Source organism: Streptomyces sp. NPDC127197, assembly GCF_042672405.1.
Lineage (GTDB): Bacteria > Actinomycetota > Actinomycetes > Streptomycetales > Streptomycetaceae > Streptomyces > Streptomyces flavusporus.
Genome location: NZ_JBHXVG010000042.1, coordinates 36,513 through 55,720 on the forward strand (window position 1 = coordinate 36,513; position 19,208 = coordinate 55,720).

The 19,208-nt window shown below is 69.2% G+C and carries 13 protein-coding genes and 1 pseudogene; 10 read left to right on the plus strand and 4 right to left on the minus strand.

Going from position 1 to position 19,208, the window contains the following annotated elements; genetic code table 11:
* Positions 1 to 206: 206 nt before the first annotated feature.
* The 3 genes from ACFVJQ_RS38155 to ACFVJQ_RS38165 are packed head-to-tail and all read left to right on the plus strand — an operon-like array spanning position 207 to position 3,861.
* Positions 207 to 1,883: an extracellular solute-binding protein gene (locus ACFVJQ_RS38155; protein ID WP_385790322.1), complete on the plus strand. Its 1,677-nt coding sequence runs from the start codon at positions 207 to 209 to the stop codon at positions 1,881 to 1,883.
* Complete coding sequence (locus ACFVJQ_RS38160; RefSeq protein WP_385790324.1) at positions 1,883 to 2,938, plus strand: ABC transporter permease; 1,056 nt, start codon at positions 1,883 to 1,885, stop codon at positions 2,936 to 2,938. Before ACFVJQ_RS38155 ends, ACFVJQ_RS38160 begins: the two co-directional genes overlap by 1 nt.
* Complete coding sequence (locus tag ACFVJQ_RS38165) at positions 2,935 to 3,861, plus strand: carbohydrate ABC transporter permease (protein ID WP_385790326.1); 927 nt, start codon at positions 2,935 to 2,937, stop codon at positions 3,859 to 3,861. The genes ACFVJQ_RS38160 and ACFVJQ_RS38165 overlap by 4 nt, the downstream gene beginning before the upstream one ends.
* Before the next feature lie 189 nt (positions 3,862 to 4,050).
* Here ACFVJQ_RS38165 and ACFVJQ_RS38170 read toward each other — a convergent pair whose 3' ends face one another.
* On the minus strand, positions 4,051 to 6,180 hold the full coding sequence (locus ACFVJQ_RS38170) for an alpha-galactosidase (RefSeq protein ID WP_385790328.1): 2,130 nt from the start codon (positions 6,178 to 6,180) through the stop codon (positions 4,051 to 4,053).
* A 260-nt stretch (positions 6,181 to 6,440) separates the two neighbouring features.
* On the opposite strand from ACFVJQ_RS38170, the gene ACFVJQ_RS38175 reads away from it, so the two are divergent.
* The 3 genes from ACFVJQ_RS38175 to ACFVJQ_RS38185 all read left to right on the plus strand — a co-directional run bounded on the left by ACFVJQ_RS38175 (position 6,441) and on the right by ACFVJQ_RS38185 (position 13,844).
* Positions 6,441 to 9,302 (plus strand): glycoside hydrolase family 3 C-terminal domain-containing protein, encoded by a 2,862-nt coding sequence (locus ACFVJQ_RS38175; RefSeq protein ID WP_385790330.1) that lies wholly within the window; start codon positions 6,441 to 6,443, stop codon positions 9,300 to 9,302.
* A 137-nt stretch (positions 9,303 to 9,439) separates the two neighbouring features.
* The gene (locus tag ACFVJQ_RS38180) at positions 9,440 to 11,422 is read left to right on the plus strand and encodes a TIM-barrel domain-containing protein (RefSeq protein ID WP_385790332.1); all 1,983 of its coding nucleotides are present in this window, start codon (positions 9,440 to 9,442) and stop codon (positions 11,420 to 11,422) included.
* An 82-nt stretch (positions 11,423 to 11,504) separates the two neighbouring features.
* The gene (locus ACFVJQ_RS38185) at positions 11,505 to 13,844 is read left to right on the plus strand and encodes a xyloglucanase (protein WP_385790334.1); all 2,340 of its coding nucleotides are present in this window, start codon (positions 11,505 to 11,507) and stop codon (positions 13,842 to 13,844) included.
* A gap of 14 nt (positions 13,845 to 13,858) precedes the next feature.
* Here the strand turns inward: ACFVJQ_RS38185 and ACFVJQ_RS38190 are convergent, their stop codons facing one another.
* Positions 13,859 to 14,035 carry a hypothetical protein gene (locus ACFVJQ_RS38190; protein WP_385790336.1) on the minus strand — a complete coding sequence of 59 codons (177 nt, stop codon included), beginning with the start codon at positions 14,033 to 14,035 and terminating at the stop codon, positions 13,859 to 13,861.
* 11 nt (positions 14,036 to 14,046) lie between these two features.
* On the opposite strand from ACFVJQ_RS38190, the gene ACFVJQ_RS38195 reads away from it, so the two are divergent.
* Complete coding sequence (locus ACFVJQ_RS38195) at positions 14,047 to 14,394, plus strand: transposase (protein ID WP_385790338.1); 348 nt, start codon at positions 14,047 to 14,049, stop codon at positions 14,392 to 14,394.
* A 111-nt stretch (positions 14,395 to 14,505) separates the two neighbouring features.
* Positions 14,506 to 16,308: a family 43 glycosylhydrolase gene (locus ACFVJQ_RS38200; RefSeq protein ID WP_385790340.1), complete on the plus strand. Its 1,803-nt coding sequence runs from the start codon at positions 14,506 to 14,508 to the stop codon at positions 16,306 to 16,308.
* A gap of 88 nt (positions 16,309 to 16,396) precedes the next feature.
* On the opposite strand, the gene ACFVJQ_RS38205 is transcribed toward ACFVJQ_RS38200, so the two are convergent.
* Positions 16,397 to 16,930, minus strand: a complete 534-nt coding sequence (locus tag ACFVJQ_RS38205) for a hypothetical protein (protein WP_385790342.1) — start codon at positions 16,928 to 16,930, stop codon at positions 16,397 to 16,399.
* Between the two features lie 90 nt (positions 16,931 to 17,020).
* Complete coding sequence (locus ACFVJQ_RS38210) at positions 17,021 to 17,323, minus strand: ricin-type beta-trefoil lectin domain protein (RefSeq protein ID WP_385790344.1); 303 nt, start codon at positions 17,321 to 17,323, stop codon at positions 17,021 to 17,023.
* Positions 17,324 to 17,542: 219 nt separating this feature from the next.
* Between ACFVJQ_RS38210 and ACFVJQ_RS38215 the strand changes: the two are divergent.
* Together ACFVJQ_RS38215 and ACFVJQ_RS38220 are read left to right on the plus strand one after the other, a co-directional pair.
* A pseudogene (locus ACFVJQ_RS38215) lies at positions 17,543 to 17,797 on the plus strand (helix-turn-helix domain-containing protein); the annotation flags it as partial.
* A gap of 552 nt (positions 17,798 to 18,349) precedes the next feature.
* Positions 18,350 to 19,117: a hypothetical protein gene (locus tag ACFVJQ_RS38220; RefSeq protein ID WP_385790346.1), complete on the plus strand. Its 768-nt coding sequence runs from the start codon at positions 18,350 to 18,352 to the stop codon at positions 19,115 to 19,117.
* The last annotated feature ends 91 nt before the right edge of the window (positions 19,118 to 19,208 follow it).

Sequence of the window (19,208 nt, forward strand, 5' to 3'; positions counted from 1 at the left end):
CGTTTCTGCCTTTTCGAAGAAACTAAGGCGAAATCTCTTGTGCACTCCCGAGGACGTCACTTAATCTCACGGCCAAATCGAAGCGCTTCGACAGCGTCCTCGCGCACCCGTGCCGACGCGCCCGCTCCCAGCTCAGCCAGTGATCCCGACACCGCAGCCGACGGCCCACCGCCGGGTGTCCAGGTGCACAACGAAGGGTTGAAGCAATGACACCGAACACCGTCTCCCCAGCCGGATTGAGCCGCAGGAATTTCCTCACCTCCACGGCCGTCGCCACCGCCGCGATGGCCGGCGGAATGCCGCTCCTGACCGCCTGTGGCGGTTCGAGCGGCGATTCAGGCGAGGGCACCACATCAGGCAAGAACGCAGCCAAGCTGCTCCCGACGTACGTCGCCAGCACGACCGCCAAGCCGGACATTCCGGCGAAGAACGGCTCGGCGGCCGGCTACACCGGCAAGATCGACCTCGCCGACCTTGCCACCTCCGTCCCCGACAAGCTCGGGACCGGCGCCCCCTTCAAGGTCATGTCCCCGCTCTGGGGGACCCCGCCGAAGCCGGACTGCGCCTACTACACGGAACTCGACAAGGCGGCGGGCACCAAGATCACCTGGCAGAACCAGGACGGCAACACCTACGGCCAGAAGCTCGGCGCCGTCCTCGCCTCCAGCTCCATACCCGACATGGTGGTCGTGCCCAGCTGGGAGCTGGTCGGCAAGATCTCGAGCGCGGTCACCGCGAAGTTCATGGACCTCGGCCCCTACCTGTCGGGCGACAAGGTCAAGAAGTACCCGAACCTGGCCGCGATCCCGTCCGACTCCTGGCGCATGAGCATCTTCGGCGGCGCGCTGCGCGGCATCCCGGTACCCGCCGCCGCCGCGCCCGGCATCGTGCCCTACTACCGCAAGGACGTCTTCGACAAGGAGGGCTACACCGTCCCCAAGTCGGCCGACGAGTTCCTCAGCTGGGCCAAGGAGGCCACCAGCGCCAAGGCCAAGGTGTGGGCCTGTGGTGACATGAGGTGGGCGGCGGCGGCCATCTTCGGTCTCCGCCCCGCCGGGTCGCTCGGCTGGAACATCGGGGACGACGGCAAGCTGACGTACCGCATCGAGCATCCTGAGTACCTCGAACATCTGGAGTGGGTCCGCAAGCTGTTCGCCGCGGGCGTGGTCCATCCCGACGACAAAGCAATCACGGGCGACCCGAGCCAGCGGTTCACCGCCGGGCAGATTTTGGTCTTCAACAGCGACACGTCCGCCTGGTACGGCAAGACCGCCGAACAGGCCCAGTCCAACCCGGATTTCGAGATCGAGGGCATGGACTACTTCGCCGCCGACGGCGGCAACCCGACGCTGTACGCCGCCCAGCCCGCCGGCATCTGGTCGATGATCCGCAAGGGCGCCTCGAAGGAGACGATCGAGAACGCGCTGGCCGCCGCCAACTTCGTGGCAGCCCCCTACGGCACCAAGGAGCGGATGTCCGTCGAGTACGGCGTCGAGGGCACCCACTACACGGTCAAGGACGGCGTCCCGCTCAAGAACGATCGGGGTATCCAGGAGGTGAACAACGCCTGGGCGATGCTGGCGGCCCCGGCTCCCTACCTGGCCCACCCCGACTTCCCCGAAATCGCCCGCAAGCAGGTCGAGTGGCAGCAGCGGCAGGGTGCCTTCGTCAAGAAGACGTCCACGTACGGCATGAACATCGTCGAGCCGAACCGCTACGCCACCCTCTCCAGCCAGTTCGAGCAGCTGGAGATCGACTTCGTGCGCGGCAACAAGAAGCTGTCCGACATTCAGCAGGCCATCTCCACCTGGAAGTCCTCCGGCGGCGACAAGCTGCGGGACTGGTACAAGCAGCTCCTCGACAAGAACGGCAGTGGCAACTGATGTCCCTCACGGCCCGGAGCAGGCCCGACGGGACACGTCCCCCCGCGGCAGCCGTGGAGGAACCGACGGCCCCGGACGCCCCCGCCACAGTGAAGGAGAGCGTGCCGCGCGGGGCCGGCAAGAGGGGCAAGGTTCCCTTCCGGGTCCGGTTGCGCCGCGACCGCACGCTCATCCTGATGACGCTGCCCGTCATCCTCCTGCTCCTGATCTTCAACTACGTCCCGCTGCTCGGCAATGTCGTCGCCTTCCAGGACTACGACCCGTACGCCGCCGGCAACGGCATCACGGCGATCTTCCACAGCCCCTGGGTCGGCGTGGAGCAGTTCTCGCGGATGCTCGACGACCCGCTGTTCTGGAGCGCCACGAAGAACACCATCGTGCTCTTCGTGCTGCAACTGGTGCTGTTCTTCCCGATCCCCATCGCCCTCGCGCTGGTCATCAACAGTGTGATCCGGCCTCGGGTGCGGGCCGTGGCGCAGGCGATCATGTATCTGCCGCACTTCTTCTCCTGGGTCCTCGTGGTCACCGTCTTCCAGCAGATCCTCGGCGGCGCGGGCATCATCGCGCAGACCCTGGAGAAGCACGGGTGGAGCGGCTTCGACCTGATGACCGACGCGGACCTGTTCAAGTATCTGGTCACCGCGCAGGCCGTGTGGAAGGACGCCGGCTGGGGGATCATCGTCTTCCTCGCGGCCCTGTCCGCCGTCAGCACGGACCTGTACGAGGCAGCCGCCATGGACGGCGCGGGGCGCTGGCGGCGCATGTGGCATGTCACGCTGCCTGCGCTGCGCCCGGTGATCGCGCTGCTGCTGGTCCTGCGGGTGGGTGACGCGCTGAGCGTCGGCTTCGAGCAGTTCCTGCTCCAGCGGCACGCGGTCGGTGCCGGGGCCAGCGAGGTCCTCGACACCTACGTGTGGAACATGGGTATCCAGAACGGCGACTTCAGCTACGCGGCCGCGGTCGGCCTCGTCAAGGGGGTCATCGGAGTGTGTCTCGTCCTGGGCGCGAACAAGTTCGCGCACCTGCTCGGCGAGCAGGGGGTGTACAAGAAGTGAGCCTCAACACGCAGCTCATCCGCAGCCTCAAGGCTCCCGCCCGCCCCGTGTGGGAGGAGCCGCCCAGCAAGGCCGGACTCACCGCGAAGGGCGCGTTCCTGGCCCTGTGCTGCCTGGGGGTTCTGGGCCCGCTGTGGATCGTGATCGTCACCAGCATCTCCCCGAAGCCGGTGATCGACCGGGCCGGCGGTCTCGTCGTCATCCCGCAGGGCATCACCTTCGTCAACTACACGGAACTGCTCAGCGGCGGCCAGGTCAGCCGGGCGATCACGGTCTCGGTCGGCGTCACCCTCGTCGGCACCCTGTTCTCCATGACGGTGTCGGTGCTCGCGGCCTACGGCCTGTCCCGGCCGGGCAGCCTGGGACACCGGTTCTCCCTGACGGCCATGATGGCCACCATGTTCTTCGGGGCCGGGCTGATCCCCACGTATCTGCTCGTGCAGACACTCGGCCTCACGGACACCTACCTGTCGCTGATCCTGCCGAGCGCCGTCAGCGTCTTCAACATCCTGGTGCTGCGGGCCTTCTTCATGGGGATCTCCCCCGAACTCACCGAGTCCGCCCGCATCGACGGCGCCGGTGACGTGCGCATCCTGCTGACCATCGTCCTTCCGCTGTCCCGGGCGGTGCTGGCCGTCATCTCCCTGTTCTACGCGGTCGGCTACTGGAGCGCCTGGTTCAACGCCTCCATCTACCTCTCCGACCAGCAGATGATGCCGCTGCAGAACGTGCTCATCCAGCTGGTCCAGAAGAACACGGAGGCACCGACGGGTCTCCAGCAGGCGGTCCACACCGGCCAGCTCTCGGCACTGGGCCTGCAGATGGCCGTCATGGTCCTCGCGCTGATCCCTGTCGCCGTCGTCTCCCCGTTCGTCCAGCGGCACTTCAAGAAGGGCATGCTCACGGGCGCCATCAAGGGGTGACGCCGAGGAACAGGGCGGAGGAAGGCGCTACGGCGGGGCCGGCGATCACGGATGACGCGATCGCCGGCCCCGCCGCGCACTGCGCTCTTCCAGCAGGGTGTCCGCCGCCCGGCGGACCGGTGCTGCCCGTCATCGACAGACTCACCGGTGACCACCACGTGGGGTACGTCCGGGGAGCGGGGTCGGCGCTCAGGCCTCCGGCGTCGTGCGGGTGATGCGGAGCAGTGCCGCCGAGGGCGCGGTGGGCAGGGTCACGGTGAGTTCGGTGCTGTCCCGGTTCCAGGCAGCGCTCGCCCCGCGTGCGGCGGGGTACAGCACGTCGGCGTGGGCCGCGCCGCCCGCCTGCTGCGGCAGACGGACGGACACCGTGTCCTGCCCGCCCGGGCGGCGCCAGAGCGTGAGGTAGGTGGTGGCGGGCGTGTGCAGGGCGAGGGCGATCCACGGGGCGTCCCAGGCGGGGAGCCCGAGCGGCCAGGACGGCACGGCCTGCGGCAGATCGGCGCGGACGGCCCGGTACACGGCGATCGCCTCATGGACCAGTCCACGGGCTTCGGGCCCCAGCTCCGGCAGACGGCCGGAGAGGTGGATGCGGCCAAGAAGTGCGCTCGTCATCGTGAAGGCGACTTCGTCAAGGGAGTCTCCGGGCTGCGGATATGCCCACACGGCGCCCTGTTCGGGGGTGACGGCGGTGGGCGCGGAGGCCGCGATGGGCGCGTAATGAACGAGGTTCTGCTGGTCGCTGGTGGACTGCAGCTGCAGCCGGGACAGCAGGGCGTGATCCCAGCGCATGCCGCCCGAGGCGCAGTTCTCCACCACCAGATGCGGGTGGCGGTCCAGGACGCCGTCGAGCCAGTCGAGGTGGGCGCGGTTGTGGCCGAGCAGACCGTCGCCCGGGCTCTCGCCGGGGTGGGCGCTGGTACCGGAACCAGGGTCGATGTTGTGGTCCAACTTGAGGTAGCCGACGCCCCACGCGCCGACCAGGCGGTCCACGACCTGGTCGAGGTGGGCGCGGGCGGCTGGATGACGCAGGTCCAGGTGGTGTCGGCCGGACTCGGTGACACGTACGCCGTCACGGCGGAAGAACGCCTCGTCGGGCAGGGACTTGGCCACGGGGCTGTGCACGCCGACGACTTCCGGCTCCAACCACAGGCCGGGTGTCATGCCGCGCGCACGGATGCGGTCGAGGACCTCGTGGATGCCGCGCGCGCCCGGGAAACGGGAGACGGACGGCTCCCAGGCGCCGACGCTGGTCCACCAGCCGTCGCTGTCGTCGTACCAGCCGGCGTCGATGACGAAGTACTCGGCGCCCGCATCCGCCGCCGCGTCGATCAGCGGCAGCAGCTTCTCGGTGGTGGGGTCGCCCATCAGGCAGTTCATGTAGTCGTTGAAGACGACGGGCAGACGCAGGTGGTCGGCGTGCGGACGGCGCTGGGCGCGCCGGTAGCGGGTCAGCGCGGCGAACGCGTCGTCCGGGCCTGCGTCGGCAGCGACCGACAGGGCCACGGGCACGGTGTGAAAGGCGGCGCCCGGCTCCAGTCGGTGCCGCCATCCGTGATGGGTGTCGGTGGGGCCGAACAAGGCGACGTACGCCGCCCCGTCGTGCTCCTGACACTCCCAGCGCCAGCCGCCGCCGTTGTGCTCGATCTGCCACACCCACGCACGGCCGGAGTGACGGTCCGTCAGGCCGCCCATCGGCAGGTGCCCGCAACTGGACCAGACGCCCTGGCCGGTCACTGCGTATCCGGCCTTGCCGTGCCCGTACGGCACACGGCCGCTCACCGCGGGCGTGGTCCGGCGCATCGGCTGCGACCGCCAACGGCACTCGGCCAGCCAGTCGTTGTCCGCCCACCACACGTCGGCCGCGTCGATCGCTGCCGGGTCCCGCGGGGTGAGACAGCCCACGACGAGCGAACTGACCGATTCCAGGTGCAGCGTGTCCGGCCCTTCATTGCGCAGGGTCGCCTCGCCGCGGAGCACGGGGACGCCGTCCGGCGACCGGTAGGTCATCTCGACGGCGAGCCCGGTCTCCGGGTCGTGCAGGTCCACGGTCAGGGTGTGCCAGTCTCCGTCCCGGCCCGCCCGGTGCCCTCGGTGGCGCAGGCGGGCGCCGAGAGCGGTCCCGATCAGGCGGCTGCCCGACCAGTCCCGGCCGTGGCCCGCCGCCGTCACCTCCACCAGAGGCAGGGACGCGCCGTCGTCGCCGCCCACGTCGCCGGGGCGGCCCATATGCGCAAGGCGGACGCGGTCGTCGTCGCCGACGGTGAAGTCGAGTCGCAGGGCGCTGTGACCCCAGCGGAAGTCCCGCTGTTCGTTGTCCATGGTGTCCTTTGGTGTCCCTTGTACGGAGGTGGGGAAGCCAGTCGCGGGATATCGGAATCGAAGCGCTTCACTAAAACAGTGAAGCTAACCGAGTCAATTCTTCGGAACAAGAGGAAAGAGGGAGAATGACGTGTCAACTCCCGGGAAAATTCCCTCGGTTCGAACCATTGACAGCAACGGAGAGGGAATGTCAGCGTCGATGCGCTTCGACACATGCTCTCCACCACCACTCGACCCCCGTCTGCCGAGGAATCCCTCACGTGACTTCTGCGTCCGCATCCGCAGCCACGCCCCCCTTCCGCGACTCCGCGCTCACGCTGCACGAGCGCGTCGACGACCTGCTGGAACGGCTCACGCTCGACGAGCGGCTCGCCATGCTGCACCAGTACGTGCCCGCCGTCCCCCGCCTGGGCATCGCCGCGTTCCGCACCGGAACGGAGGCGCTGCACGGTGTCGCCGGCCTCGGCAGGGCGACCGTCTTCCCCCAGGCCGTGGGGCTCGGCGCCACCTGGGACGAGGAACTCGTGCACGCCGTCGGCGAAGCCGTCTCCGCCGAACTGCGCGCGTTGCACCGGCATCAGCCCACCCCGACCGGGCCCGGCCCCAACGGGCTGCAGGTCTGGTCGCCCGTGGTGAACCTGCTGCGCGATCCGAGGTGGGGCCGCAACGAGGAGGGCTACTCGGAGGACCCGCTGCACACCTCGCGCGTCGCCACTGCGTACTGCCGAGGACTGACCGGTGATCACCCCGCCTACCTGCGGACCGCTCCCGTACTCAAGCACTTCCTCGCCAACAACAACGAGACCGACCGCAGCGTCACCTCCTCCGGCCTGCGCCCGCGCGTACTGCACGAGTACGACCTGGCCGCCTTCCGCCCGGTCATCGCCTCCGGCGCGGCCACCGGCGCCATGGCCGCCTACAACCTCGTCAACGGCCGTCCCTGCCATGTCAGTCCACTGCTCGAGCGAGAGCTGCGGGCCTGGGCCCGGTCCACGGGCCACGAGCTGTTCGTGGTCAGCGACGAGGGCGCGCCGACCAACCTCGTCACACCGGAGCACTACTTCGACGACCACGCCGAGGGCCACGCCGCCGCCCTGAAGGCGGGCATCGACAACTTCACCGACCTCCGCGAGGACAGCGCGACCGTGATCGGCCGACTGCGCGAGGCGCTGGAGCGCGGCCTGATCGACGAGGAGGATGTGAACCGCGCCGTCCGCCGGCAGCTGCAACTCCGCTTCCGACTGGGCGAGTTCGACCCCGACCTGGACCCGTACGCGGGCATCGGGCCCGAGGTGGTCGACTGCCCCGAGCACCGTGCCCTCGCCCGCCGTGCGGCGGCGGAGTCGGTCGTGCTGCTCAAGAACGACGGCCTGCTGCCGCTCGACCCGGCCCGTGCCGCGCGGATAGCGGTCATCGGCCCGCACGCGGACGCGCTGTACGAGGACTGGTACAGCGGCACTCTGCCGTACCAGGTCGGCATCGCGACCGCTCTGCGGGCGGCGCTCGCGCCCCTGGGCGGCGAGGTGGTGTGCGTGCCGGGCACCGACCGGATCGCGCTGCGCTCCCGTACCACGGGCGATCCCCTGGGCAAGAGCGCCTTCGACGTTCAGGAGTGGGGCGACGGCGTTGTCACCCTGTGCGAGGCCGGTACCGGCCGCTATCTCCGCTGTGCCGACGACGGTTCACTCGTCGCCGAACGGACGTTGCTCAAGGACTGGTTCGTCGACGAGACGTTCCGCCTGGAGCCCGCCCCGGACGACGAGGACGACGTCTTGGTGCTCCGGCATGTGCGCACCGGCCGCTACGCCGCCGTCGATCCCGCGGACGGCAGCGTGCACGTCACCGCCGACGGCCTCGCGGCGGCCGAGCGCTGGCAGCGGGAGCTGCTGCACGACGGGACGGCCGAGGCGCGGGCCGCCGCCGCGTCGGCCGACGCGGCCATCGTCGTCCTCGGCAACCACCCGATGATCAACGGCCGCGAGACCGAGGACCGTTCGGGAATCGCCCTGCCCGAGGCCCAGGGGGCGTTGCTGCGTACGGTCGCCGCGGTCCGTCCCGAGACCGCGCTCGTCGTCATGAGCAGCTACCCCTACGCCGTCGACTGGGCCGACACGCATCTGCCTGCGGTGCTGTGGACCTCCCACGGCGGCCAGGAGACCGGCCCTGCGCTGGCGGCCGTGCTGCTCGGCGAGGCCGATCCCGGGGGACGGCTGCCGCAGACCTGGTACCGCGGCGACGACGAACTGCCGGACCCGCTCGACTACGACGTCATCAAGGCCGGCTGGACCTACCAGTACCACCACGCCGCGCCGCTCTACCCGTTCGGGCACGGCCTGTCGTACGCGGATGTCACCTATCGTGACCTGCGGCTCTCCGCGCACACCATGGCCCAGGACGGCGCCTTGGACGTCTCGGTGACGACGGTCAACTCCGGATCCCGGCCCGGCAGCGAGGTCGTTCAGCTCTACGTCCGTCCCCGTCACGCCCGTTACCAGGCGCCCCGGCTGCGCCTCGCCGACTTCCGCAAGGTCCGGCTCGAACCTGGCGAGACGAGGCGGCTCGACTTCCGGCTCCCGGCCGAACAGTTCGCCCACTGGGACGTGGGGGCCGGAACCTTCACCGTCGACCCCGGTGACTACGACGTACTGGTGGCACGCTCCGCCGGGGACGTCGTCGGCACCGCGGGGCTCCGTGTGACCGGGCCACCACCCGCGCCCCGAACGGTCGTCGGCCGCCGCACGCGCGCCTGCGACTTCGACGACCACACGCGCGCCGTCCTGGTCGACGCCACCCGGGCCGCGGGCGACGCCGTCGCCCCCTCCGATCCGTCCCGCCCCACGACGCTGCTGTTCCGCTCGGCCGATCTGACCGGTGCGGTCCGCTTCGACGCCGAGGTCGCCCGCGAGGAGGAAGCCGAGGGCGAGGCGAGCGTGGAAGTGCGGGCGGGCGAGCGGAGCCTGGGCCGGATCACGGTACCGGTCACCGGCGACCGGTACGCGTGGACCGAGGTCGCCGCCGAGTTGTCCGGCGTCGAACCCGGCCCGCACGACCTGACCCTGATCCTGCGCGGGAGCCTGCGCCTCGCCGCGTTCCGCTTCCACTCGTCCCCGGCGAACAACTGAGCGTTCACCTCGCCCACCAGCGCAAAACAAGCTTGTGCGATGTCTGTGCCTCCTCCTGATCCCGGCGCCGCGGCCCCTGCCGCGGCCGGGAGACCTCACAGGCGTGGGCCGCCTCCGAGACGATCAAGGGAGAAACCGTGTCCTACAGCATCCGTGCGGGCGGCCTGGAACGCCACACCGCGGCGGAGATGCTCCGCATCGAGCCCTGGGGCCCGCACGCCGTACGCGTACGGGCCACGGCAGGGACCCTCGACCCCGCCGCCCCCGGTGCGCTGGAGAGCCCGGCGCCCGCCGCCCCCGTCGCCCTGTCCGCATCGGACGACGGCTGTGCCCGTCTGGTCAACGGCCGACTGGCCGTGGAGGCCTCGGCCGACGGCTGGCTGACGTTCCGTCACGTCGCCTCGGGTCGCGTACTCCTCGCCGAGCGCGACCCGCGCTCCCATCACACCGGCTCCCGCGTCCTCGCGGCCGGCGGCCGCACCCAGCAGTCCTTCGACGCCTACGACGGCGAACGGCTCCACGGCCTCGGGCAGCATCTGCACGGACGCCTCGACCAGAAGGGCTGCGTGATCGATCTCGTCCAGAGCAACACCGTGGCGGCCGTCCCCTTCCTGCACTCCTCGCGGGGCTACGGGCTGCTGTGGAACAACCCCGCCACCGGCCGGGTCGAGCTGGGCGCGGACGCCACCCGCTGGACCGCGGACGCCGGCGGACGCATCGACTACTGGATCACCGCGGGCGACACCCCGGCCCAGATCCTCGACGCCTACACACAGGCGACCGGCCGGCCGCCCCTGCTGCCGGAGTGGGCGTCCGGCTTCTGGCAGTCGAGGCTGCGCTACCGTACTCAGGACGAACTCCTGTCGGTGGCACGGCAGTACAAGGAACGCGGCCTGCCGCTGTCCGTCATCGTCTGTGACTTCTTCCACTGGCCGCGCATGGGCGACTGGCGTTTCGAGCCCGCCGAGTGGCCCGACCCCGCCGCCATGACGCAAGAGCTGGGACGGCTCGGGGTGAAACTCGCCGTCTCGGTCTGGCCGACGGTCGAACCCGACAGCGACACCTACGACGAACTGCGCGCGGCCGGGCACCTCGTCACGGACGCCGACGGCGGCCTGCTCACCTTCCCGTGGCCCTCCCGCCACGGCGGCGACGCGCTGACCCGCCCGATGGCGTACTACGACGCCACGCACTCCGGCGCCCGCGCGGCACTGTGGCAGCGCCTGAACGACAACTACCGTGCCGTGGGCGTCAGTTGCTTCTGGCTGGACGCCTGCGAGCCCGACCTGCCTCCGGCGTTCGCCGAGCGCGCGGTGTACGCGGCAGGGCCCGCCGCCGAAACCGCCAACCTCTACCCGCTGCAGCACGCCCGCGCGGTGGCCGACGGTCTGCACGCGACGGGCGAGGACCGCCCTTTGTCACTGATCCGGTCGGCCTGGGCGGGCAGCCAGCGGCACGGCGCCCTGCTGTGGTCCGGCGACATCCCCACCACGTTCGACTCCCTGGCGCGCCAGATCCGGGCCGGCCTGAACGTCGCGATGAGCGGCATCCCCTGGTGGAACACCGACATCGGTGGCTTCGCCGGCGGCGACCCCGACGACCCCGCCTACCGTGAACTGCTCATCCGCTGGTTCCAGTACGGCACCTTCGGTCCGGTCATGCGGCTGCACGGAGACCGGGAGCCGAACCACCCCACCTTCTCCACCGACATGACCGCCGGGCCGAACGAGGTCTGGTCGTACGGGCAGGAGGCGTACGACATCCTGCGGCAGCATCTGCTGCTGCGTGAACGCCTGCGCCCCTACCTGCACCGCCTCGCCGAGGACGCCCACCGCACCGGCGCTCCGCCCATGCGTCCGCTGTTCTTCGACTTCCCCGAGGACCCGGGTGCCTGGGACGTGGACGACCAGTTCCTGCTGGGCCCCGATGTCCTGGTGGCGCCCGTGTACGAGGCGGGCGCCCGGGCCCGCCGGGTGTACCTGCCGTCCGGGACCGGCTGGCTCGACCCTGCCACCGGAGCCCTGCGGAAGGGCGGCACGACGCTCGACGCCGAAGCCCCCTTGGAACGCATCCCGGTCTTCGTGCGGGAGGGGTCCGGCATGGCGGAACACCTGGCCTGACGACGCCCCGGGCACCCACTTCTCGTGCGCACACCGGCCAGGCCCTCAAGACAAGACGCCCACCAGAAAGGCAGGACCGTCCATGCCTCCCACCCCGCACCTCTCGCGGCGCGGACTGCTGGCCGCCGGCGCGGCAGCCGCCGCGCTCCCGGTGCTCGCCCCTTCCGCGGCGTCCGCCGCCGGCTCCGGAAGGGCCGAAGCGCCGTACCGCTTCCGCAACGCGGAGATAGTCGGCGGCGGCTTCGTCCACGGGATCGTCTTCAACCAGCGCGAGCCCGGCCTGGTGTACGCCCGTACCGACATCGGCGGCGCCTACCGCCTGGACACGGCGTCCCGGCGGTGGGTCCCCCTCACCGACTGGATCGGCTGGGACGAGTACGGTCACACCGGCATCATCAGCATCGCCACCGACGAGGCCGACCCTGACCGGGTCTATCTGGCGGCGGGTACCTACACCCTGCCCGACTGGGACCCGGACATGGCGGCGATCCTGCGCTCGGCCGACCGCGGCCGCACCTGGAAGACCACCCCGCTGCCGTTCCGTCTGGGCGGCAACATGCCCGGCCGGGGCATCGGCGAACGCCTCGTGATCGACCCGAACCGCAACAGCATCCTCTATCTGGGCGTGCGCGGCGGCCACGGGCTGTGGCGCAGCACCGACCACGGCAAGACCTTCGCGCAGGTGACCCATTTTCCCAACGTCGGCACTTTCGTCCCCGACCCGTCGGACCCCGGCGGCTACAACGGCGACAACCTGGGGGTACTGCAGGTCGTCTTCGACAAGCGCACCGGCAGACCGGGCAGGGCGACCCGGACGCTGTACGTCACCGTCGCCGACAAGGACAACATCCTCTACCGGTCCACCGACGCGGGAGCCACGTGGCAGCGCGTCCCCGGCCAGCCCACCGGATACATCCCGCACCACGCCGTCCTCGACCACGAAGGCGGCTACCTGTACCTCGCGACCAGCGACACCGCCGGCCCCTACGACGGTTCGAAGGGCGACGTGTGGAAGCTCGACACCGCCACCGACACCTGGACCCGTATCAGCCCCGTCCCCTCCACCAGCGACGAGAACGCCTACGGTTACAGCGGTCTGACCATCGACCGGCGAAACCCGCGGACCCTGATGGTGTCCACCCAGGTCAAGTGGTACCCCGACTGCCTCCTGTTCCGGTCCACCGACGGCGGCGCCCACTGGAGCCGCATCTGGGACCAGGACGCGGACGGGCAGCGCACGTTCCGCTACGACATCGACATCTCGGACGCCCCCTGGCTGACGTGGAACGCCTCCCCGAAGCCCCCCGAGGCGGCCCCGAAGCTGGGCTGGATGATGGAGTCCGTCCAGATCGACCCGTTCGACTCCGACCGCTTCCTGTACGGGACCGGGGCGACGATCTACGGCGCGGACAACCTGACGGACTGGGACCGCGACGGCACGGTCCATCTGTCCGTGCGGGCCCAGGGGTTGGAGGAGACAGCGGTCCTGTGCCTGATCAGCCCGCCGACCGGGCGCGCCCATCTCTTCTCCGGCATCGGGGACGTCGGCGGCTTCCGGCACACGGACCTGCACAAAGCGTCGAAGATGTACGACACCCCGACCTTCGACAACACCCCGGCCCTGGACTACGCAGAGCTCGCGCCCTACACCGTCGTCCGGGTCGGCCGCCCCACCAGCGGCTGGACCCAGCACCTCGCTGTCTCCACCGACGGCGGTGACACCTGGAAACCGTCCGGCGACGAACCGGCCGGCCTCACCGGCCCCGGTGTCGAGGACCAGGCCGTCGCCGTCGGGGCCGACGGCCGACGGATCGTCTGGTCACCGGCCGGAGCACCGGTCAGCTGGTCCGACGACCACGGTGCGACCTGGACCGCCGCGAAGGGGCTGCCGGCGGGGGCGCCGGTGCGCTCCGACCGGGTGAACCCGGCGAAGTTCTATGCGTACGCCTCCGGCGACTTCTATGTCAGCAGCGACGGCGGCGAGAGCTTCGGCCGTACGGCGGCCACCGGTCTGCCCACCGACGGAAACGTGCGGTTCAAGGCGGTGCCGGGCCACGAGGGCGACATCTGGCTGGCCGGCGGCACCGACAAGGACGGGACCTCCACGCCGTACGGCATGTGGCGCTCGACCGACTCCGGAGCAACCTTCACCCGGATCGAAGCGGTGGACCAGGGCGACGCCGTCGGCTTCGACAAGGCCGCACCGGGCGCTCCGTACCCCGCGGTGTTCACCAGCTCCAGGATCGGCGGCGTGCGCGGCATCTTCCGGTCCGACGACGCGGGCCGGACCTGGGTCCGCATCAACGACGACCGGCACCAATACGCCTGGACGGGCGGCACCATCACCGGAGACCCCCGCATCCACGGCCGTGTCTACTTCGGCACCAACGGACGGGGGGTCGTCTACGGCGACCCGGCCTGAACCCCCGGCTCCGGTCACGGCAGAAGCACCCAGCCGCCGTGACCGGACTCCGGGCGCTGGCGCACCGCCAACTGGAGGGCGGCCGGGTGAAGGCACGGCAGGTGGTGACGAAGAGCGCGACGTCCGCGCCGTGCTCGGGCGCCGACGTACTTCTCGAAGTCCTGCCAGGAAAGGGCGTCGACCTCGGCCATCGACAACTCCCGTGCCCTCGCCTCTCGGAGCGGCTCTCACCCTCCGGAACGGTGGCCGGACGCCTGGCCGTCCCCGTCGGCGCCCCGATGCCGTGCTCGGCGACATGGCGTACGACTCGAAGGCCGTGCGCCACGAACTGCGTCGGCGCCGGATCCTGCCGGTGATCTCCCGCAAGGGTTCTGCGAACATCAGGGGCCTGGGCAAACTCCGCTATGTCGTCGAGCAGACCTTCGCCCTGCTCCACCAGTTCAAGCGCCTCGCCGTCCGATGGGAACGACGTCTCGAACTCCACGACGCCTTCGTCTCGTTGGGCTGTTCTCTCATCTGCTGGAGGCGCCTCAAGAAGACCCGCTCATGATCCTGTTACGACCTCATAGGGTTGTTGACCGACCACACGTCGCCCTCCGTCCAAAACCGTCGTCGGATCCAGAGACCATCTATCAGCGCCAGACACTGAACGGGGTTCGTCATGGAAGACAGAGTTCTCGTCTACACCCGAACACCGCTCGGCGAGTACACGGAGTCGCTGAGCAACAGCATCCACCTCGCGTTGAGCGAAGACGGAGCACCGTTTGAGCCGCTCAACCAGAACTACGGGATCTTGTTTCCCGAAGCCACGGTGAGCGAGCACAACACGATCCTGGAGAAGGGTGCCAAGAACCCCTTCCTGTTCCGCACGAGAGAAGGCGGGTTCGGGCTGGTCGCCGTCCGTGTCGCACCCCGGGGAGCACAGGACGAGGAAAGCCGTGGCTGTGTCCTGGTGTGGACGTCGACCGATCTGACGGAGTTCCGATCCCGAGGGCTCCTTCGGTTGCACAACTCCGTGCATGTCGATGCCGTCGCGTGTCAGTACGACGAGGCGGTCGGTGCGTACGAGTTTCTGTGGCGAGACGCCGACGGAAACGTGTTCGTGAACCAGGTTGTCGATCTCGCAGGAGGAGGGTCAAAGGGGCCTCGGCCGGGATCCCGGTTCCCGCAGGTTGCGGACCCCTGCAACCTGACGGACATCAACCCGGGGAACGTGCTCGCGGTGGAACCGTCGATCGCTCAAGCCGTTCGGGACCGGTGGACGCCCCTGGCGCATACGGAAACCCGCGTCCCCAAGACTGTCGTCGCGTCCTCCCTGTCGGAACTGGCCGCGGTGAAGGCGACAGCCGTCTACTCCGACGGTTCCACGGCCGACAAGTCTGTCGCCTGGGACACCAGTGCAGTGGACTTCTCGGCTCCGGGAACCTACCGAGTCTCCGGCACGGTGCAGACTCCCGTTCGCCCCTTCCCATTGGCGCGCGGGTACGCGGACCCGGTGATTCTGCCCTGGGAAGGGAAGTACTACTACATCGCGACCAACGACAACGTGGACGACATCGGCCTCTACGTCCGAGAGTCCGAGACGATCAACGGCTTGTTCGACGACGGGTTCCGCGAGCAGGTGATCCTCGACGCGGACGAGAGCAAGGGCTTCGTGCAGACCTTCTGGGCCCCCGAGTTCCACCAGATCGGCAACGACCTCTATATCTTGTTCGCTGTCAGCGGCACTGAGTGGGGGCCGCAGTGCCACATGATGCGACTCAAGAAGGGTCACGACATCATGCAGGCCGACAGCTGGGAGACCCCCGTACGGGTCCGGAAGGCCGACTGCTCCTACTTGGCCGAGAGTGGCGGCATCACGCTGGACATGACCTACTTCAAAGCTGACGAGAGGTGCTTCCTCGTCTGGTCATCCCGGACAGGTCTGGGCTCGCCGATGGACTCGGGCAGCATGGTCTACATCGCGGAGACGACCGTGGCTGATCCCACTCGTCTCATCAGCGAACCGGTGTTGCTGACGCGCCCGCTGTACGGCTGGGAGAACGTGCAGGGGGCGATCAACAACGAAGGCCCGTACCCGTTCCTGACCGACGAGACCGTGTACATCACGTACTCCGGTGGAGCGGCCAGAGGCTACACCTACTCCATCGGGATGCTGAGTATTCCCCGAGGCGGTGACTACCTGGATGCCTCCGCATGGTCCAAGGCGATCACGCCGGCCCTGAACTACCAGTCGGTAGAAGGGCTCTATGGCGCCGGACACAACTCCCTCTTCACCGACTACGACGGCAACACCTGGATCTGCTACCACGCGGTCGCCTCGCCCGTGGGTCACGATGTGGTCTCGTCCGCGATGCACCGAGTCCACTTCGGCAGGGGCGGAGTTCCCGTCTTCAACCTCAGCCCGGCCCGCGACCTGCGAGAGGAACTGACCGACGTTCGCCTCGAAGTGGTGGTGCCCTGATGTCGGAGGCAGGCCCTACCTCGGGCTGACGGCATCGGCGAACAGCCTGGGCGGCACCCGGACCTGGTAGGAGGTCCGGGTGCCGTCGTCACACGACGGCGGTGAGGTGGAAGACCAGGGCCAGCACAGGCAGCAGGGTGGGGAGCTGGAGACCCACCTCGGCAAGCAGCCGGCCTGGAAGCACGAGTGGTGCGGTGGCGCTCAGCCAGCTCGGGGCGCCCACTCGGTCCGTGGTGCGCCGACGTCGTGACGGACCTGCACCGTGTAGCGGCGGTCGGGGTCGAGCCCGGGCAGCCGCAACCGGGTCAGCGAGGGACTCCTCGGGCCGGGCGACCGCCGCGACGGTCCACAGGGCTTGTGATCGATCATGAGCGACGACGCCGCGCACCCGCAACGCGGGGTCGACGTCGTCGGGGTGGATCACGGTACCGCAGTGCAGGAGGTCGCGAAGCTCGCGGTAGAGCGCCCCGTACGCGCGGACCGACTTGAGCTCGGCGTCGTCGCAGCCGAGCAGGTCCCATTCGAGCCCGGCATGGCCTTGGAGGCCGACGGCGGCCCGGAAGGAAAGGGGCTCTTCGAAGTTGAGCGGTGCGCTGGTACTGAGAGGCTGACCGGCTGTCACGTTGGGTGAGTGTCAGGGGTGGTGGGGGCGGCCCTGGTAGCAGGACGCCCGTGGTCGTGAGTGATCATTTCTGTTCTCGACGCAGAACGATCATTCAGGAACCACGGGCTTGGACAACGATACCGATGCGACGGTGCAGTTCTCGATCACCACAGCGAAGCCCGGACTCGTCACGCCGTTGGAGTCGAGGCACATGGTGAGCAAGCCTGTGTAGACCTGGAGTTCGCTGTTGGAGGCGCGGGCGAACTGCTGGTTGTTGGCGCCGTTGCAGGTCCGGACCTCCGAGGCCGAGCCCGCGGCCGTGCCGCCGCCGTAGATCTCCAGGCAACTGCTGGAGGCCGCGTTGACCAGGGCGCTGTAGGTGGGCGAGGCCGGGACACGACTCAGGGTCATGCCGTCGCCGTATCCGGTGGCGGTGTTGGGGGGCGGGTTCCTGGCGTGCGCGCCCAGCTCGCCGGCGAGTCGCGCGGCTTTGGCGGGACCTTGGCGGTGACGGTCACTGTGTGCCCGCCCGCCGGGGCCCGTGTGGCGATGCCCCAGGCCATGTTCCGGGCGCCGATGATGGTGATCTGCACAGGTGCAGCGGTATGTGCGGCCGGGGACGACCGGTGGCACGCGCACCGTCTGGGTTACACGGTCAAGACCCTGACCCGTGCGTGCATGGCTGCCACCGGACAGCCGGTGAAGCATGGGATCAATGCCCGTGCCGCGTTGGAGGTGAAGCGGTTGCCGGCGCACACGGATGAGCCGGTGGCGACCACCTCCCGCCGTCCGAGTTTTCCCGACCCCACCAACTTCGCGAAGTTCTTCACCCGTCACATCGGCACCTGCCCCGGCACCTTCCGCCACATCCACCAGGACCAGTAGCGGTTCAGCGAAAGCCAGGTGGCGGGCGCGGCCGATGCTATTCGATGCGCTTCGACAATGATGTCGCCAGGTGAAAGAAATGTGTCTTCCTACGCAGAGTATTGCTGTTCAGACGTCCCATCATTACTGTCCCCGAAGACGCAAGCGCTTCGACACTTCGCACCTGCGTCTGGCCAGCCCGGTGCTTGAAGTAAGGGGACCGAGCACCGTTCCCGCAGTTCGTGAGCGCGCCACCTCGACGACACGAGCCACCCACCATCGCGAGCAGCACCGCATGTGAACGGAGCGAAGGTGTCAACACGTCAGCTGACCGACCGTCTCGGCCGCCTCGCTTTCGGCGGGGATTCCAACTGCGAGCAGTGGAAGGAACCACTTCGCCCAGGGCGGGCCATCAAGGTGATCAGTCCGCCGACTGCGCAAGCACCTCGGACGGAGCTGAGTCGCGCCGTCCCGAGCCCGGACTCGCCGGCGAGCGACACCTCGCGGCGCCAGAGTCCGCCACCAGACCGGGGGGGCCGGAAAAACCACCCATCGCCGTCCTTGGAGGGACACATGAGATGGCAAGCCCGTAAATCCATAGGCAGCAAGTCGGCCGGGTTCGGCCGGCTGGCCCTGATCGTCGCCGTGATCGCCGGGTTCCTGAGCTTCGCGTCTCCGGCGCAGGCAGCGGTGTACTCCACCTGCGAGCGGTACGGTCAGTACACCCAGGGCACCTGGACGATCCACAACAACCTATGGGGCGACAACCACGGCAGGCAGTGCCTGACCGTCGACAGCATCAAGTCCTGGTACATCGATGCGAACCACTCCGGCGGCGGGATCAAGTCCTACTCGAACACCTCGGTCCGGCCCCAGACGCCGCTGTCGCAGTTGAACTCGGCGGGCTTCTGGTACAACACGTCGTCGGCTCCCGCCGCCGGCGGTGACAACTGGGGCTGGACGGCCGACCTCTGGTCCACCAACAACCAGGACGAGATCATGGTCTTCACCAGCTGGAACCCGGGACCGCTAGGCGGCTGGGGAAGGCAGGTCGCGTCCAACGTGACCATCGGCGGCGTCCGGTATGCGTCGGTCTGGCAGGCCGATCCCGGCTGGAACGTCCTGCAGTTCATCCCCGCCCAGCAGAGCAACACCGGCTCCGTCGACGCTGCGGCGGTCTGGCGGTGGGCCGCGTCGCAGAACCTCCTGCGCAACACCACCTTCGACACGATGCAGTTCGGCCTCGAGATCAGCTCGACCAGCGGCGTGCAGAAGCGGTACTCGCTGAACGCCTACAGCGCCTGGTGGAGCAACACCTCCGGCGGCGGATCAAGCATCTAGTGCCGTATCAGGCAACGTTTGCCCTGTTGTGATGTGACGCGCCGCTCGGGTGCTGGCGCAGGGGGTGCGTCACCATGGGTCTGTCCGGGCG

Coding starts and splice junctions, on each gene's coding strand:
- ACFVJQ_RS38155 (WP_385790322.1), top strand. CDS start 207: ATGACACCGAACACCGTCTCCCCAGCCGGATTGAGCCGCAGGAATTTC.
- ACFVJQ_RS38160 (WP_385790324.1), top strand. CDS start 1,883: ATGTCCCTCACGGCCCGGAGCAGGCCCGACGGGACACGTCCCCCCGCG.
- ACFVJQ_RS38170 (WP_385790328.1), bottom strand. CDS start 6,180: ATGGACAACGAACAGCGGGACTTCCGCTGGGGTCACAGCGCCCTGCGA.
- ACFVJQ_RS38210 (WP_385790344.1), bottom strand. CDS start 17,323: ATGACCCTGAGTCGTGTCCCGGCCTCGCCCACCTACAGCGCCCTGGTC.
- ACFVJQ_RS38190 (WP_385790336.1), bottom strand. CDS start 14,035: ATGGCCGAGGTCGACGCCCTTTCCTGGCAGGACTTCGAGAAGTACGTC.
- ACFVJQ_RS38185 (WP_385790334.1), top strand. CDS start 11,505: ATGCCTCCCACCCCGCACCTCTCGCGGCGCGGACTGCTGGCCGCCGGC.
- ACFVJQ_RS38220 (WP_385790346.1), top strand. CDS start 18,350: ATGAGATGGCAAGCCCGTAAATCCATAGGCAGCAAGTCGGCCGGGTTC.
- ACFVJQ_RS38200 (WP_385790340.1), top strand. CDS start 14,506: ATGGAAGACAGAGTTCTCGTCTACACCCGAACACCGCTCGGCGAGTAC.